14 protein-coding genes are annotated in these 15,973 nt (G+C 60.2%); all 14 read right to left on the bottom strand.

Features of this window, described 5'->3' with window-relative positions:
* Positions 1–19: 19 nt before the first annotated feature.
* Positions 20–1,258, bottom strand: coding sequence for an ABC transporter substrate-binding protein (locus tag P1U75_RS05565; protein WP_300240736.1), 1,239 nt, complete (start codon positions 1,256–1,258; stop codon positions 20–22).
* A 35-nt stretch (positions 1,259–1,293) separates the two neighbouring features.
* Positions 1,294–2,346, bottom strand: a complete 1,053-nt coding sequence (locus P1U75_RS05560; protein WP_300240734.1) for a branched-chain amino acid ABC transporter permease — start codon at positions 2,344–2,346, stop codon at positions 1,294–1,296.
* 3 nt (positions 2,347–2,349) lie between these two features.
* Positions 2,350–3,234 carry a branched-chain amino acid ABC transporter permease gene (locus P1U75_RS05555; protein WP_300240732.1) on the bottom strand — a complete coding sequence of 295 codons (885 nt, stop codon included), beginning with the start codon at positions 3,232–3,234 and terminating at the stop codon, positions 2,350–2,352.
* Between the two features lie 15 nt (positions 3,235–3,249).
* The gene (locus P1U75_RS05550; RefSeq protein WP_300240730.1) at positions 3,250–5,226 is read right to left on the bottom strand and encodes an AMP-binding protein; all 1,977 of its coding nucleotides are present in this window, start codon (positions 5,224–5,226) and stop codon (positions 3,250–3,252) included.
* Between the two features lie 25 nt (positions 5,227–5,251).
* Complete coding sequence (locus tag P1U75_RS05545; RefSeq protein ID WP_300240728.1) at positions 5,252–6,037, bottom strand: ABC transporter ATP-binding protein; 786 nt, start codon at positions 6,035–6,037, stop codon at positions 5,252–5,254.
* A gap of 199 nt (positions 6,038–6,236) precedes the next feature.
* Entirely contained in the window at positions 6,237–6,653 is a 417-nt protein-coding gene (locus P1U75_RS05540) for a hypothetical protein (protein WP_300240726.1), read from the bottom strand.
* Positions 6,610–6,912: a MaoC family dehydratase N-terminal domain-containing protein gene (locus P1U75_RS20595; RefSeq protein WP_366914967.1), complete on the bottom strand. Its 303-nt coding sequence runs from the start codon at positions 6,910–6,912 to the stop codon at positions 6,610–6,612. Before P1U75_RS20595 ends, P1U75_RS05540 begins: the two co-directional genes overlap by 44 nt.
* Positions 6,913–7,086: 174 nt before the next feature.
* Positions 7,087–8,250 (bottom strand): acyl-CoA dehydrogenase family protein, encoded by a 1,164-nt coding sequence (locus P1U75_RS05535; protein ID WP_300240724.1) that lies wholly within the window; start codon positions 8,248–8,250, stop codon positions 7,087–7,089.
* 3 nt (positions 8,251–8,253) lie between these two features.
* Positions 8,254–9,063: a citryl-CoA lyase gene (locus P1U75_RS05530; protein ID WP_300240723.1), complete on the bottom strand. Its 810-nt coding sequence runs from the start codon at positions 9,061–9,063 to the stop codon at positions 8,254–8,256.
* Complete coding sequence (locus P1U75_RS05525) at positions 9,048–9,962, bottom strand: SDR family NAD(P)-dependent oxidoreductase (protein WP_300240721.1); 915 nt, start codon at positions 9,960–9,962, stop codon at positions 9,048–9,050. Before P1U75_RS05525 ends, P1U75_RS05530 begins: the two co-directional genes overlap by 16 nt.
* 12 nt (positions 9,963–9,974) lie before the next feature.
* The gene (locus P1U75_RS05520; protein WP_300240719.1) at positions 9,975–10,934 is read right to left on the bottom strand and encodes a hydroxymethylglutaryl-CoA lyase; all 960 of its coding nucleotides are present in this window, start codon (positions 10,932–10,934) and stop codon (positions 9,975–9,977) included.
* 4 nt (positions 10,935–10,938) lie between these two features.
* Positions 10,939–12,945 (bottom strand): biotin carboxylase N-terminal domain-containing protein, encoded by a 2,007-nt coding sequence (locus P1U75_RS05515; RefSeq protein WP_300240717.1) that lies wholly within the window; start codon positions 12,943–12,945, stop codon positions 10,939–10,941.
* A gap of 10 nt (positions 12,946–12,955) precedes the next feature.
* On the bottom strand, positions 12,956–14,563 hold the full coding sequence (locus P1U75_RS05510; RefSeq protein WP_300240715.1) for a carboxyl transferase domain-containing protein: 1,608 nt from the start codon (positions 14,561–14,563) through the stop codon (positions 12,956–12,958).
* A complete protein-coding gene (locus P1U75_RS05505; RefSeq protein WP_300240713.1) occupies positions 14,560–15,951 on the bottom strand; it encodes an AMP-binding protein in 1,392 nt (463 codons plus the stop codon). Before P1U75_RS05505 ends, P1U75_RS05510 begins: the two co-directional genes overlap by 4 nt.
* Positions 15,952–15,973: the final 22 nt, after the last annotated feature.

Genomic DNA, 15,973 nt, shown 5'->3' with positions numbered 1-15,973 from the left:
TCGCGGCGCCCGGTTGCGTTCACCACTTCCGAACGTCGGGAACATCGACGCCGGTTGCTTCGATGGCGATCTTGCCATCCCTGACGGTGCCCACGTTCACCTTGAGACCTTTCAGAGGAAAGGGTGCTTCGGGGGTGAAGGTCAGGGTCGGCAGGAACCCGTGTGTTTCCTCGGTGGTGATAGGCCCGGCAAAGAGCGCCTCGCGCACCTTCTCGCCGGTCAGACCATCGGCACCGTACTCCTCGATCGCGTGCCCGATCACGGCCACGGTGTACAGACCTTGGGAAATGCCCATCGCGGTGACGACGTTCCACGGCGCTTCGAGGCCATAATCCGCAACCAGTGTTTCATAGAATTGCCGCGCGGGAGTATCCTGGTCGGCCGCAACGGCCATACCGTAGGCTTCGTAATCGCCTTCGAGCTGATCGAGCCCGCCAAGCGCACCGCCGGAGGCGGGCAGCCCGTTATGCGAGCTCATCATGATCGGGATGTCGGCGCCGTTTGCCTGCAACCCACGTTTCGCCGCAACCACGATCGAGGTGTTTGTCTGGATGACCAAAGCCTCGGCTCCGGCCCGCGCGACGCGGCGCATCTGCGCCGTCAGATCGGTCGGTTGCACTTCGGTATAGATGACCTCGACCAGGTCGAGTTCGTCCGGATGCTCCTCGGCATAAAGTTCGAGGCCCTTTGCCATGTCGACATAGGCAGGCGATGCTTCGGAGGCGAGGATTGCCACCTTGAGCGGTTCGTCTCCGCCCCGCTGTTCGCGCATCCAGCTCAGGAAGCCCGCGCTTTCGTGCGAATAGGTCGGACGCGGATTGAAAATCCAGGCATCGGGCTGCCAGGCATAGCCGTATGCGGCTGTCGCCATGAACATCGGGATCTTGTCTTCCGGCAGGCGTTCGGACAGGGCGGCAACGTCCGGTCCGCCAAGGCCGACAACAGCAATCGGGTCCAGTTCCGATTTGATCCCCGGCCAAAGGCTCGCGACCTGTGCCGCGTCATAGCGGGTTTCGTAGTTCTTGTAGTTCAGCGTTACGCCAAGTTCCTTGCCGCGGGTCCCATTCCACCAAGTGAACACAGCCTCGCGTCCGCCAGCCAGAATGGGCATGATGTCAGCATAGGGACCGGAAAAGTCCGAAAGCAGAGCCAGATTGTATGTCGTTTCCGCCTGCACCTTGAACGGCATGGCTGCCGTGACTGCTATGGCACCAGCTGCCAGCAGGCCGCGAAACCCAAGTCTTGTCTTGTAGGTCATTGTTATTCCTCCCAGGTTTAAAGCCGCCCTGTTCGTCAATAGGGGAACGGCCAGATTCGGTAAGATGATTTCAGGATATTCCAGCGGTGCATCAGCCCCTTGGGTTCAAGGATCATGAACAATGCGATCACGCCGCCGAGAATGACATTCATGCCGGCGAACACGATGTCGCCGCCCAGAAAGGACACCGAGTCAGCGATATTGGGGCCGACCGTCGCGATGATTTCCTGTATCAGGCGGATGATGAACACACCGACCAAAGCCCCCACGATCGATCCCATTCCGCCGACGATGATCATGGCCACGAAGAAGATCGAATTAAACAAGGTGAACTGATCCACGCCGACAAAGCGGATCAGATAGGCCCAGAGCGCCCCCCCCACGCCGGCATAGAACGCGCCGATCAGAAAGGCATTCGCCTTGGTGGCCGCAACGTTGATGCCCATGATGCCGGCTGCCACGTCATCGTCCCTGACGGCCACGAAGGCCCGGCCAAAGCGTGATCGCACGATCCCGAAAGCGCCGGCGATCATGATCGAAGCAACCACGAGATTCATGTAGAATTGCGCTGTTTCGCCGACAAAGCGCAGTCCGAAAAGTTCCGCAGGGGGAACAGTGATGCCGTTTGACCCACCCATCCAGGTCGATGGCAGGTTCAGGACCGCAAAGTGAAAGATGAACTGGGCCGCGATGGTTGTCAGAGCCAGGTAGAACCCCTTGATTCGTGCCGCAGTCAGGCCGAAGAGAAAGCCGAACAGCGCAGCCGAGAACCCGGCCAAGGGAATCGTCAGAAGGAACGTGAGGCCGGTTTTCGACGCCAGTATCGAGGCCGTATAGGCACCGACGCCCATGAATGCCGCTTGGCCGAGATTGATCTGGCCGGCATAACCGGTGCAAATCTGAAGCCCGACGGCGATGACGGCGCTGATCATCATCATGTTCAGTACGGCAATGATGCGCCCGCTCGCAAGATAGGGCGCCGCCAGCATGAGAACCATGAACAGGGCCAGTGCAATCGCTTGCCAACGCGTGCGGACGACGCGTCTGTCGGCGCGGTAGCTTGTGGGGAAAATGCCGGAAGGATCCATGAGTTACACCCGCTCGATCGTGCGCCAGCCGAACAGCCCGGTGGGCCGGATCAGCAGAATGGCAAGCATGATGATGTAGGGCACGACGCTGCCCAGAGAGCCGCCGATCATAGGATCGAGGTAGTTTGTGGTCAGACTCTGGGCGATGCCGATGATCACTCCCGCGAGGATCAGCCCGCCGATGGATTCCAACCCGGCAAAAAGCGCCACTGGCAGGGCCGCAAAGCCGATATCCGAGGCCAGGAAGGTCAGTGACTTTCCGCTGAGAAAGATCATTGCACCGATCGTCGACAGGATCGCCCCCAGAACCCAGGCGAATGCAATCGAGCCCTTTACAGAAATCCCCATCGAAGACGCCACGACGTGATCTTCCGCCACGGCGGTCATCCGCAGGCCGGAACGGGTCCGGTTGAAGAACCACGACAGGGCCACGGCAGCGATAATGGTGATGATCCCGCCGATCAGCAGGTTCATCGTGATCAACATGTCGCCCAGGAACAGGGGCTTGAGCGGAAAGATGATCGGAAAGGGCCGAACCGCAGGACCGAACAGCAGGAGCACGAGTCCGCGCAACAGGATCAACAGGCCGACCGTGACCATGACCATCGAAAAGACGGATTCACCGATCAGCTTCGTCAGGAAAACCCGCTCGATCGCATACCCTACAAGACCCGCCAGAACCAAAGACAGCGGTATCGACAGCCAGAGGCTGAGCCCCATCTGCATGGTCGTGTACCAGACGATAAACCCGCCGATGATCACAAGTTCGCCCTGGGCGAAATTGAAGACCTTGCTGGCGCGGTAAATCACCACAAAGCCCATGGCCACAAGCGAATAAAGCAGGCCGATCAAAGCTCCGGTTATGATGTCATTGATGAAATAGACCATTGTCACCGACCTCCTTTAAAGTGTGGACCGCCGACTGGCAGCCTTCGATGCGTGTTCTACATCTGATATGCGCACGGTGGCCTTGAGCACGCCCTGACGGCCATCCTGATAGGTCACGGCGATTTCAAGGTCAGCCTGATCATCACCGCCATAAATCGCTTCGACAAGTTTCGCATATCGCTCTTCCAGAAAGGTCCGCCGCAGTTTCCGGCTGCGGGTCAACTCTCCTTCGTCCGGGTCGAGTTCCTTTGGGAAGTTCGCAAACCGGGCCACGCGCGAACCCTCGGGCAAAAGCGCATTGATTCGCGCCACTTCGCCCTTGATGAGCTCGAGAATCTCGGGCTTTTGCGAGAGATCGGTATAGGTCGAGAAATTGATCTTGTTCTCTTCCGCCCAACGACCCAGAACTTCCATGTCGATATTGATCAGCGCGCTGACGAAGTCGCGGGCTTCGTCACCCAAGGTCATGAGATCCTTGATGAACGGGCTATAGCGCAGCCGCGTTTCGATGAACTGCGGCGGGTAGCTGTGCCCGTTTGCCAGACGACGCATGTCCTTGACACGGTCAAAAAACAAGAGCTCTCCGTCGTCGGTCATCGACACCGCGTCGCCGGTTTCATACCAGCCATCGTCGGTCAGCGCTTCCGCAGTCTTGTCGGGCTTGCCGTGATACCCGCCAAAACCCGAGCCGCCCCGCACAAGGAGTTCGCTTTCCGGTGACACCCGGAATTCCAGCGGCGCCCCGTAGGCCGGGTTGCTTTGCATCCAGCTGCCGCTTGTCTCAAGCTGATAGCTTTCGCCCACATGCGCCGTCAGAAGCCCGATTTCGGTGGCGCCATAGACGTTGCGCAATTTGACTCCCATCGCGTGGAACATGCGAAAGACGTCCGGCGCCATCAGGGCACCGCCGCTCAATGCATTTCTGGCTTTGCCGAGGCCAAGATTGTCGCGCAGGTGATGCAGAACCAACGCCTCGGCAAAGGGAAGTTGCAGGCGCGCGGCAAGGCTGGGCTCACGCCCTTCCAGCCGTTCGACATGAACGGCGCGACCGACCTTCATCCCCCAATTGTACATCGCGGTACGGATCTTGCCCGCACCCAGCATTCGGGCCTGCACGATGGAGGCAAGATTTTCCCACTGGCGCGGGCTGAACACCAAGGCGTCAACCGCCAGTTCACGGATGTTATCCAGCACTTCCTCGGGGCCTTCGGGAAAGTTCACGACCATCGGCCCGATCAGCCCGATCGACAAGCCGAAGATCTGTTCCGTCACCCAGGCCGGTGAAATATAGGTCAGGTATTCTGTGCCGGGCGCGATATCGATCGCGCCCATCACCCGCGAACAGTTGTCAAACAGATAGCGATGGCTGATGATAACGCCTTTGGGCTTTCCCGTGGTCCCGGACGTGTAGGAAAGCAGAGCCGTGTCCTCGGCGCGACCACGTTTGACATGCTCTTCAAACCGGGAGGGGTTATCGGTGTGTATTCGACGCCCCGCCTCGCTCACGCTTTCTAAGGAATGCAATAGCGGGTGGTCATAGCCCCAGAGGCCCGAACCATCCCAGTAAACGATAGCCAAGGCGCCCTGGAACCGGTCCGAGATCTCGATGCATTTATCGACCTGTTCCTGATCCTGCGCCAGAAATATCCGAGTCTGAGAATCTTCTGCTAGATAGAGAATTTCCTCAGCGGTCTGATCGGGGTAGACAGACAGGACGTTCCCGCCCAGTGACTGTACCGCGTATTCGGCCCAGAAATGCTCGGGCTCGTTCTCTCCGATCATCATCACGGAGTCGCCCACTTTCAGGCCTATGTCCTCCAGCCCGAGTGCCAGCGCTCGGACTTTGTCAAGCACATTGGCCCAAGTGAATTCGCGCCAGATACCAAGGCGCTTGTGGCGCTCGGCAAGCGCGTCGGGCTCCGAAAGCGCGCGGGCCAGCAAGACCTGGGGCAGGGTTTCGCTCTGCGTGACGGCCGGGTCGGAATAGACCATTGCTGTTCGTTGTTTGACCATTCCGCTACCCCAGATATGCTTTGATCACAGCCGGGTTTTTCTGGATCTCCTCGGGCGTGCCTTCGGCAATGACCCGCCCGAAATCCAGCACCACGATCCGGTCGGCAAGATCCATCACAACGCCCATGTCGTGCTCCACCAGAACCACCGGAATCTTGCGTGCTTCGCGCACATCGAGAATAAAGCGGGCGAGGTCTTCCTTCTCTTCCGAGTTCATGCCAGCCATCGGCTCGTCCATCAGCAGGATCGACGGTTCCTGCGCCAGCGCACGCCCCAGATCGACCCGCTTGCGCAACCCGTAGCCCAATGTGCCCACGGGCCTGCTCCGGATCGCCTCGATTTCCAAAAAATCAATGATTTCCTCTGCCACTTCGCGATGCTCCGACTCTTCGCGCATCACAGGACCAAACTGGAAAAAGGCCTGAATCACATTCGATTTCATCAGCATGTGACGACCGATCATGATGTTTTCCACCACGGTCTGCCCGGCGAAAAGATGGGTGCCCTGAAAGGTACGCGCCAGACCTCGTCGGGCGATCTGGTCGACACGCAGTCCCGTGACGTTCTTGCCGGACAGTTCGACACGTCCTTTCTGCGGACGATAAAACCCTGCGGTAACGTTCAGAAGAGATGTTTTCCCGGCACCGTTCGGGCCTATGATTGCCAGCAATTCGTCGTCATTCACGGTGATGCTCACATCGTCGAGCGCAGTCACACCGCCGAATTTCAATGTCGCGCCACGAACCGCCAGCGGCGCCAATCCCGAAGCTGTGATCATGACGAGATCCATGCCTGGTCTTGGCATGTTGTGCGGTCAATAACCGCGGCACGGTCTGCCACCCAATTGACGTCGAGGTCTCCCCGCATCAACGCTCCTCCCGGCGATCGTCCAAAAGTTTGCCTGGCATTTTCCGCCAGATCCCCGGCTAAAACTAACATATGTTAGAAAAATAAATCAACAACTGCCTCTCGTGACCTCGCAGAAATATTCAGGACCCAGAGTAGTCGGCGGAAAAACAGCACAGGCTGGTTTCGTCCTGGCACCAGACTGTCCCCGTGGCACCCTCGCGCCGGCAATTCAGCTGCATCTCGCAGGGGAGCGTCAACGAAGCGAGGCCCCGGAAGGAAAACCCATGAGAGGTCTCGTTCAAGGCATCTGCTGCAAGATTCAAAAGCAGCGTCGCCTGCAAGGGGCCATGCAAGACAAGCCCAGGATAGGCTTCGGCCTTGGTCGCGTAGATATGGTCATAGTGGATGCGATGTGCGTTGAACGTCAGCGCCGTATAGCGAAACAAAAGCACCGAATCGGGGGTAAGGCGCGATCTGAACGCCGTCGGGTCCGGCGCGACGGGCGTGCGCTTTTCAGATTGGGATCGGGTGATGTCCCGATAAACAATGGTCTGCATTCTTCCGAATGCAGACCTTATTGCCATTCGAATACTCGTAATTTACGACAACAAAGACCATCGCTCCACTGCGGCCTTGCTTGGGCGTTATGTCCTTGATTGTCGAATGGCGAGTGACGGTTTGCCCGACCGCGAGCGGCGCGAAATGCGTGAGGTCGCCCCGGCCCAGATCCGGGCGGGGAGCGGGACAGGCGGCAGAAACCCGCCACGTTCGGCATCGCCATCCTCCGAGAGAGAGAGGAACCTGACGCTGCGTCAAGCGTCAGACACCAATGGATCCCCAGCGGGACATCGCCCGCCCGTCCCAAAGATGCGCGCCGAACGTGACACGAAACCTGTCGATCAGGCCCGGCGTCAGGATGCCTTCCCTAGTTTCGGTCCGTCCCAGCCAAGGCTTGAGCGTTTCAAGATCGACTTGTATCGCGGTCGTTCCTCAGAAAGACCGCGGCATACCCAGGATATGCTCGCCGACATAAGACAGGACCAGGTTGGTCGAGATCGGAGCCACCTGATACAGCCGCGCCTCGCGGAACTTGCGCTCGACGTCGTATTCGCGCGCGAAACCAAAGCCACCATGGGTCTGAATACAGGCATTTGCCGCTTCCCAACTGGCCTCGGACGCCAGAAGCTTGGCCATGTTCGCCTGGGCCCCGCAATCCTGCCCCGCATCAAAGCGCTTACAGGCCTCGAAACGCATCAGGTTGGCGGCCTCGACATTCACGAAGGCCCTGGCGATGGGAAACTGTACGCCCTGATTCTGCCCTATGGGCCGATCAAAAACGATACGCTCACCGGCATAGGCGCGGGCCTTGTCCACGAACCAATAGCCGTCGCCGATACATTCCGCCGCGATCAGCGTCCGCTCGGCGTTCAGACCGTCAAGGATATGATAGAAACCGCTCCCCTCGGTGCCAATCAGATTCTCGGCGGGGATTTCGAGGTTGTCGAAGAACACTTCGTTGGTCTCGTGGCCGGGCATGTTGGCGATGGGGCGGACCTCCATGCCATTGCCGATGGCCTCTTTCAGATCGACCATGAAGATGGACAGGCCCTGGGATTTCTTCTTGACCTCTTTCAGCGGCGTGGTGCGCGCCAGCAGGATCATCAGGTCCGAATGCTGGATACGGCTGATCCAGACCTTCTGACCGTTGATCACGTAACGGTCGCCTTTCTTGACCGCCGTGGTCTTGAGTTTGGTGGTGTCCGTTCCGGTCGTCGGTTCGGTCACGGCCATGGATTGCAGGCGCAGCTCGCCGCTGGCGATGCCGGGCAGATATTTCTGCTTCTGCTCGTCCGAGCCGTGCCGCAAAAGCGTGCCCATGTTGTACATTTGTCCGTGGAAATGACCGGCATTGGCGCCACAGCGGTTTGCCTCTTCCATGATGATCGAGGCTTCGGTCAGGCCAAGGCCAGAGCCGCCATATTCCTCGGGGATCATCGCCGCCAGCCAGCCTTCGCGGGTCAGCGCATCGACGAATTCTTCGGGATAGGTTTCATCCTCGCCGAAACTGCGATGATATTCCGGCGGGAACTGCGCGCAAAGCGCACGAAGCGCGTCGCGCAGATCGTTATGGGTGTCGGGGGCCGAGGTTTGCATCGTTCAAGCCGCTCCCGGACCGGAGGTTTCGAGGATTTCCTCTTCGGCGCGTTGCCACAATTCAAAGGAGATCGGGTTTTCGCTTTCCTCAAGGATATGACCGACCAGCCCGATGGCGCGCGCCATGACGCCAAATCCGCGCACGATCTTCCAGGGGAAACCGAATTCACAGCAGATCGCGCCAATCGCCCCAGTGGCGTTGATCGGCAGCATCTTGCCCGACTTTTCCTCGGCGACGGTCTGAATTTTCTGGATCAATTCGATGTATTCACCGGATTTGCCGTTCTCGGCAGCAATTTGGAACAGACGCGGCGCGCGCGGGTCGACCGGCTTGTGCACCGGATGGCCAAGCCCCGGAACGATGGCCTTTTTGGCGCGGAATTTCTCGACTGTTTCCAGCGCAATTGCATCCAGGTCAGCGCCGGTGCCCAGCCTGTCCTCGGGCAGTGCCTCGTAAAGCATCTTCGACGCGCCCTCCATCGAGCCGACAAACACCGTGCCCAACCCGCAGAGCCCGGCCGCGACAGCCGCCTGAAGCGATTCCGGCGCGCCCATATAGGTCATCCGCGCGGCCAGGGCCGAGGGGGTGATACCATGTTCAACCAGGGTGATGATGATGGCATTGAAGACACGGCTTTCCTCGGGCGTGGCCTTGCGACCCGTCAGTTGCAGAAAGGCCAGATCGCCCAGGTTCATGTGGCCGAGGATTTCGTTCGGCAAGTCGAGCCCGCGCACATTGATCTTGTCGGGGGTGCTCCAGCCGATGTTGGAACTGATTTTTTCCTTGCGCTTGCCCATTAGACTGGATCCCATGAAAAGACATCCGCCGAAACTTCGAGCGGTGTGAAGTGCGATTTGAGTGCGGGAATGGCGCGCTCGGCGATTTCGTCAGCGGTCCAGCCGTCGCCGGAGTGGACGGAGCGCACCGGACGGGGCTGGTTGAACAGGAATATCTCGTTCTTGCGAACGGCGAAGATCTGCCCACTGACGCCGTCGGCCCGATCAGACATCAGGAAACAAGCCATCGGCGCGACCTTGGCAGGTGTCATCTCTTTGATCTTGGCAACCCGCGCCTTCTGTTCGTCCGTGTCGGTCTTGATCGACGAGATCATCCGGCTCCAGGCAAAGGGCGCGATGCAATTCGAACGCACGTTCCACCGCTTGAGGTCGAGGGCCACCGATTTCGAGAAGGCGGCGATGCCCAGCTTTGCGGCGGAATAGTTCGCCTGTGCCAGATTGCCGATCAACCCCGAGGTCGAGGTCATGTGCACCAAAGCACCGCCCTCCTGTTCGCGGAAATAGTCGGCCGCCGCGCGGCTGGTATTGAAGGCGCCGTAAAGATGGACCTTCACCACCGCGTCGAAATCCTCGTAGGTCATCTTGTGAAAGAACCCGTCGCGCAGGATGCCGGCGTTGTTCACCACCGCGTCGATGCGGCCGAATTCCTTGACACCGGCCTCGATCATGGCGCGCGCGGCGTCGGGATCGGTGACGTTGCCGCCGTCGGCGATAGCGTCGCCCCCTGCGGCCTTGATCTCTTCGACGACTTTCTGTGCCGCGGTTTCGGTGTGGCCGGTGCCCTTCAGGGACGCGCCCAGATCATTGACCACCACGGCGGCGCCTTCGGAGGCCGCCATCAAGGCGATGTCACGCCCGATCCCTCCGCCGGCTCCGGTGACCAGAACCACCTTTCCTTCAAGTGCCTTCGCCATCTTCTTCCCTCCTCAACTTGCCTTGCGGTATTTGTCCAGGCCGCCGGTATGCATGACCCGGCCCATAAGCGGTGCACCAATGATCGCTTCCGCCTTGAGCGCAGCTGCAATCAGCTTGTCCAGATCGATGCCGGTTTCGATGCCCAACTCGTGACACAGGAACACCGCATCCTCGGTGCAGACATTTCCTGCGGCGCGGGCGTGGCCGTGGCCCGCGAAAGGACAGCCGCCGAGGCCGGCGACCGAGCTTTCGAACATGTCCACGCCCATTGACAGGGCAGCATGGAGATTGGCGATCCCAAGCCCCCGCGTGTCATGGATGTGCATCCCGATGCGCGCCTCGGGCGCCATTTCGCGCAGGGCGCCGATCATTCGTTTGACCGCCTCGGGGTTTCCCCATCCCATGGTGTCGGCGACCACAAGGATTGGCACGGGGATGTCCTCTTCTTCGCAAAGCTGAAGAATGAAGCGGAAATCGTCGAGGATGCGCTCTTGCGCGATGGGGCCTTCAAAGTTGCAGCCAAAGGCCGTCATCACATAGGCCGCGTCAACCGTAAATCCCTCTTCCTTGTAAAGACGGACCCAGTCGCGTTGTTTCTCCCGCATTTCCGCAGAGGAACAATTATTGTTCGATTGGGCGAATGCCTCGGATGGATAGAACAGCAGGCGTGGGTCGATATCGACCTCATGCGCCGTCAGGGCCTTGCGAAACCCTTTGTCGTTCAGCCACAGCGACGTGTAATTCACGCCTGGCTTGCGCTTGATACGCTGGAACAACTCACCTGTATCGGCCATCTGCGGAACGTATTTCGGGCTGACAAAGCTGCCGACCTGAATACGTTTCAGACCGGTTTCGCTAAGCATGTCGATCAGTTCGATCCGCTCTTCGATCGGATAGATCTTTTTTTCGATCTGAAATCCCTCGCGCGGGCCTTCTTCACGAAATTCTACGAATTTGGGAAAGTCACTCATTTCATCACTCCTCGGATGGCAGGATCTCGGCGATGACCTGGCCGCGATCGACCATGTCCCCATTCGAGATGGATATATTACTGGCGATCCCGGCTGCGGTCGCTCGGATCGAGATTTCAAGTTTCATGGATTCCATGACCGCAACCACGTCACCCTCTGCGACAGCCTGACCGTCGACGACCTTGATCTCGACAATCATTCCAGTCAGCGGAGAGGTCACGGCGCGATCCGCCGCGGCATCGCCGCCAGCAAAGGCAAGCGGGGCGGCCGGCCGGAAGACCAGGCGGCCTTCGGGGGTGTCCAGTTCGATCACGCCGTCGTGCAGACGTGCTTCGATCAGGTGGACGGTGTCGCCGTCACTCAGGCGCCAGCGGCCCGGCGTGATTTCACTTGCCGACAGTGTCAGCGCGTCGCCGTTTTCCGAAAGGACTGTGTATTTGGTGCCCAGTTTGACAGGTCCGATGCGCAATTCCTCTGACTCACTGTCTGATTCGGTGAGCGTCACACACTGCCCCGCTTCCATCGCATCGCCGCCCAGGCCAAGCCGCCAGCCGGTGAAGGAGTCACGGTTGGTCCAGGGATTGGCATCTGCATCACCACGCGACTTGGCCACGAAGAGAATGGCGGCGGCCGCTTTCCACAGATCAGGGCGAACGAGGGGGGACGCCTGTGTCAGCTCGTCCAGCCTGTCGTCGATCCAACGCGTGTGAACCTGCATTCGTTCGAATTCGGCGTTCCGCGCCAGCGCCGTCAGAAAGGCGCGATTGGTCTCGACGCCTTCGACCGCGACATGGTCAAGCGCGGTGGCCAGACGCGCCAATGCGGTTTCCCGGTCCGGCGCGTGCACGATCAGCTTTGCGATCATCGGATCGTAATAGGGCGTGACCGCATCGCCCTCTTCGACACCGCTGTCGATGCGCAGACCTTCCGGCAGGCTCAGCGTGGTCAAGGTGCCGGTTGAGGGGGCGAATTGCATCGCCGGGTCTTCGGCGTAAAGCCGTGCCTCGACCGCGTGGCCGTTGATCTTCAGGTCATCCTGCACCAGGCCAAGGCCCGCGCCTTCGGCAATGCGAAGGTGCAGCGCAACCAGATCCAAGCCGGTGATCGCCTCGGTGACGGGGTGTTCCACCTGAATGCGGGGGTTCACTTCGAGGAAGAAGTAGTCATCGCCCGCGACCAGAAACTCCACCGTGCCCAGGCCGCGATAGTCGAGCGTTTCGCCCAGGCGCACCGCGTCATGCGCGATTTCGTCCAGAAGCGTGCGGGGCAGGCCCCAGGCCGGGGCTTCCTCGATGACCTTCTGGTGGCGGCGCTGCAGCGTGCAATCGCGTTCGAACAGGTGCACCACGTGCCCCTTGCCGTCACCGGCGATCTGGACTTCGACATGGCGTGCCTCGGGCAGGAAACGCTCCAGCAAAAGCCCTTCGGAGCCGAAGGTGGACTTTGCCTCGCGCAGCGCGCCTTCGATGTCCTCCACCAGCGTGGTCTCATCGGTGACCAGCCGCTGACCGCGCCCGCCGCCGCCGCCGACCGCCTTGAGTAGGACCGGCAGGCCCATTTGGCGCACTTCATCGGCAATCTGCCGGGGATCGGACCGCGCACCTTCCGCTCCCGAAATCACCGGGACGCCAGCGGCTATGGCCGCCTCTTTGGCGCTGGCTTTGTCGCCGAAACGTTCAAGCGTCTCCGGCGTCGGCCCCATGAAGATCATGCCGGCGGCTTCGACCGCACGGGCGAAATCCGGGTTTTCGGCCAGAAAGCCGTAACCGGGATGGATCGCATCCGCGCCCACCGATTGCGCGGCGGCAATCACTGCGTCGATTTTCAGATAGCTCTCAGATGCAGGACCGGCGCCGATGCAGACCGACTTGCCGATATCGCGCACATGCAGAGCATTGGCGTCGGCTTCGGAATGTACGCCGACAGGGGTGATCCCGCTGGCCCGCGCGGTACGCGCGATCCGACAGGCAATTTCGCCGCGATTGGCGATAAGAAGCGTTTTGATTTTCATGACTCGCTCCTCACATCCTGAACACGCCGAAATTGGTTTCGACCTTGGGTCTGCGCGAAGTCACATCCAGCATCAGCGCCATGACGTCGCGGGTTTCACAAGGCTCGATCACGCTGTCGATCCAGAGGTTGGAGGCGAAATTGTAAGCCCCCTGGAAATCCTCGTATTCCTTGCGGATCGGGGCCTTGAAGGCCTCTTCGTCTTCGGGCGTCCAGCTTTTGCCATCGCGCTCGTTGATCTGCGCGCGGACCTGGGCCAGCACGCTGGCGGCCTGCTCGGGGCCCATAATGGCGGCCCGGCCGGTGGGCCAGGCGAACGTCGCGTCCGGCTGGAACGGGCGGCCCAGCATCGCCAGGTATCCCGCCCCGTAAGAGCCGCCGGTGATGATCGTGAACTTTGGCACCCGGGCCGAAGACATGGCTGTGATCATCTTGGCGCCCGCCTTGGCGATGCCCATCTGCTCGACTTCGCGGCCCACCATGAAGCCGTTCACATCGGCCAGGAACAGCAGCGGAATGTCGCGCTGCACGCAAAGATTAATGAAATGCGTCGCCTTCAACGCAGCTTCGACGAACAGAACGCCGGTATTAGCGAGAATGCCCACTTCGTGGCCGTGGATGCGACCCCAGCCGGTCATGATCGTGTCGCCATAAAGCGGCTTGAACTCGTGGAAGTCGCTGTCATCCACAAGCCGCGCGACGATCTCGCGGTTGTCGGTTGGCACTTTGGGGTCGCGGCTGACAATGCCGTAGATTTCCTCGATCGGATAGGCGGGCGCGCGCGGCGCCTGCGGCGTCTTGCGCGGCAGGGGCTTTTCGCCCAGATGGCTGACGATCTCGCGCGTGATGGCCAGCGCGTGGGCGTCATCCTCGACAAGATGGTCGGTCACACCCGACACTGATGAATGCATCTTGCCGCCGCCGAGTTCCTCGGCATCCACCTTCTCTCCGGTGGCGGCAAAGGTCAGTTCCGGCCCGCCAAGATACATGAAGCCCTGGCCACGCACGATCACTACTTCATCGCAGAGCGCCGGGATATAGGCACCGCCAGCGGTGCAAGGACCCATGACGACAGCGATCTGCGGCACGCCGTCACCGGACATGCCGATCTGTTGATGAAAGATCGAACCGAACTGGCCCTCATCGGGAAAGATGTTTTCCTGATCCGGCAGGAAGGCACCGCCGGAATCTACCAGCGTGATCACCGGAAGACGGTTTTTCCAGGCAATCTTCTGGGCGCGCACGTGCTTGCGTGAGGTCATGCCGAAATAGGTGCCGCCCTTCACAGTGGCGTCATTGGCGATGATCATGCACTGGCGACCCTCGATCACACCTATGCCGGTGATGATGCCTGCGCCCGGTGGTACGCCGTCGTATTTGTTCAACCCGGCAAGTTCTCCGAGCTCCAGAAACGGGGTGCCGGGGTCGATCAGCCGCTCGATCCGTTCCCGCGGCAGGATCTTGCCTTTGCCGACATGTCGTTCCCGCGCCTTTTCGGGGCCGCCGACGCGTTGCAGAAGCCGAAGCGCATGCAGCTCATCGACCTTTTCGCGATACCGCGCGTCGTTTTCCCGGAAGTCGTCAGATCCGGTATCGAGTAGGGATTTAAGTCTTGTCATGGCAGGTCAGGATACTCTCTGAGAACAAAGGCGACCTTGGCGGCGCCGGGTTTTTCAAAAGTGTCAGCAGCAACCAAGTGAACGTCGGCCTTAAAGACCAAAGCATCGCGCAGCCGCTGCTCGATCTTCTTTTTGAGGGCATCGTCATCGGCCGGATCGCGACCGGGGCCGCGTTCGACGATCACCTTCAGCGCGCCTTGCGTGGTATGGCCCTCGAAATCAGCCACGATGCGCATGACGCCGTTGGTGTCCGGCACCATTTCGGTGATCACGCTATTGATGGCCGACGGGAACACATTGGCCCCACGCACGATCAGCATGTCGTCGGTGCGACCGGTGCAACGAATCTTGGGGCCGGTCCGCCCACAGGAGCATTCGGTGTCGATAACTTCGATATAATCACCTGACCGGAACCGCACCAGCGGGCTGGCTTGACGACCAATCGCGGTGTAGATCATCTCGCCTTGGGCGCCTTTTTCCCAAGGGATGATTTCTCCGCTTTCGGGGTCGAGCAATTCGGTGATTATATAGTCCATGTTGACCATATGCATCCCCGACTGGGCATCGCATTCGGCCCAATAGGTCACACCCAGATCAGTGCCGCCCAGCATTTCAGTGCATTTCGCACCCCAGGCCGCTTCGATCTTGGCGCGAATTGCCGGGATGCCGCCGCCGGGCTCTCCGCCAACGACCACCTGTTCCACACCCAATTCACTGGCCTTGCATCCCAGCACTTCTGGCGCCTTTTCAGCCAGGTGAAGAACGAAGTTTGGCGCACCGACGATGCAGCGGGGGCGCGTGTCAGCGCAGGCGCGCAGCAGACGTTCCGCACCGCCGTCCGCCCCCACCGGCACATCGATCGTGCCCATGTACTGCAATCCCTGCATCACGGGGATGCCGCCGACAAAGCCCTTGGCCAGCGAAAACGCGTGCAACACCATATCGCCCGGCCGCACCCCGTTGGCGAAGAAGCAGCGCGCCGTCATCTCGTGCCACATCTCGGCGTCGGATTCGGTCAGAGCCACATACGAGGGGCTGCCGGTGGTGCCCGACGAGGCCTGCATCTGGATGATGTCCGACATTGGCGCCGCGCGGTGCTTGCCGAAGGGCGGTTCCGCAGCAAGGCTTTCGCGGATCTCGGTCTTGTAGGTGAAGGGCAGTTTCTGGAGATCTTCGATGGTGCGGATCTCGTCGAAATCGACACCCGCCACGGCGAACCTTTCCTGATAGAAGGTCGAGTTCGCCTTGAGATAGGCCATCTGCTCGCGCAGCCGCTCTTCCTGAATGCGGCGCACTTCGTCGAGCGGCATGCCCTCGATCTCGTGCCAGAAGCGATCATTCACCTTGCTGGCGGCGTCCTGCCGCCGGAAGCGCATTCCAAATTGCATGTTGTCCTCCCTTCCGGGCCGC

This window comes from Antarcticimicrobium sp., from assembly GCF_029212575.1.
In the GTDB taxonomy this organism is placed as follows: Bacteria; Pseudomonadota; Alphaproteobacteria; order Rhodobacterales; family Rhodobacteraceae; genus Antarcticimicrobium.
The sequence above is the reverse complement of the archived record's forward strand: the minus strand, read 5'-3'. Positions and strand labels throughout refer to the sequence as shown.

Excerpts from the sequence above, each read along its gene's own strand:
- P1U75_RS05530 (WP_300240723.1), bottom strand. The coding sequence starts at position 9,063 with ATGGGATCCAGTCTAATGGGCAAGCGCAAGGAAAAAATCAGTTCCAAC.
- P1U75_RS05525 (WP_300240721.1), bottom strand. The coding sequence starts at position 9,962 with ATGGCGAAGGCACTTGAAGGAAAGGTGGTTCTGGTCACCGGAGCCGGC.
- P1U75_RS05540 (WP_300240726.1), bottom strand. The coding sequence starts at position 6,653 with ATGCAGACCATTGTTTATCGGGACATCACCCGATCCCAATCTGAAAAG.
- P1U75_RS05520 (WP_300240719.1), bottom strand. The coding sequence starts at position 10,934 with ATGAGTGACTTTCCCAAATTCGTAGAATTTCGTGAAGAAGGCCCGCGC.
- P1U75_RS05560 (WP_300240734.1), bottom strand. The coding sequence starts at position 2,346 with ATGGATCCTTCCGGCATTTTCCCCACAAGCTACCGCGCCGACAGACGC.
- P1U75_RS05555 (WP_300240732.1), bottom strand. The coding sequence starts at position 3,234 with ATGGTCTATTTCATCAATGACATCATAACCGGAGCTTTGATCGGCCTG.
- P1U75_RS05510 (WP_300240715.1), bottom strand. The coding sequence starts at position 14,563 with ATGACAAGACTTAAATCCCTACTCGATACCGGATCTGACGACTTCCGG.
- P1U75_RS05505 (WP_300240713.1), bottom strand. The coding sequence starts at position 15,951 with ATGCAATTTGGAATGCGCTTCCGGCGGCAGGACGCCGCCAGCAAGGTG.
- P1U75_RS05565 (WP_300240736.1), bottom strand. The coding sequence starts at position 1,258 with ATGACCTACAAGACAAGACTTGGGTTTCGCGGCCTGCTGGCAGCTGGT.
- P1U75_RS05535 (WP_300240724.1), bottom strand. The coding sequence starts at position 8,250 with ATGCAAACCTCGGCCCCCGACACCCATAACGATCTGCGCGACGCGCTT.
- P1U75_RS05515 (WP_300240717.1), bottom strand. The coding sequence starts at position 12,945 with ATGAAAATCAAAACGCTTCTTATCGCCAATCGCGGCGAAATTGCCTGT.
- P1U75_RS05550 (WP_300240730.1), bottom strand. The coding sequence starts at position 5,226 with ATGGTCTATTCCGACCCGGCCGTCACGCAGAGCGAAACCCTGCCCCAG.
- P1U75_RS05545 (WP_300240728.1), bottom strand. The coding sequence starts at position 6,037 with ATGGATCTCGTCATGATCACAGCTTCGGGATTGGCGCCGCTGGCGGTT.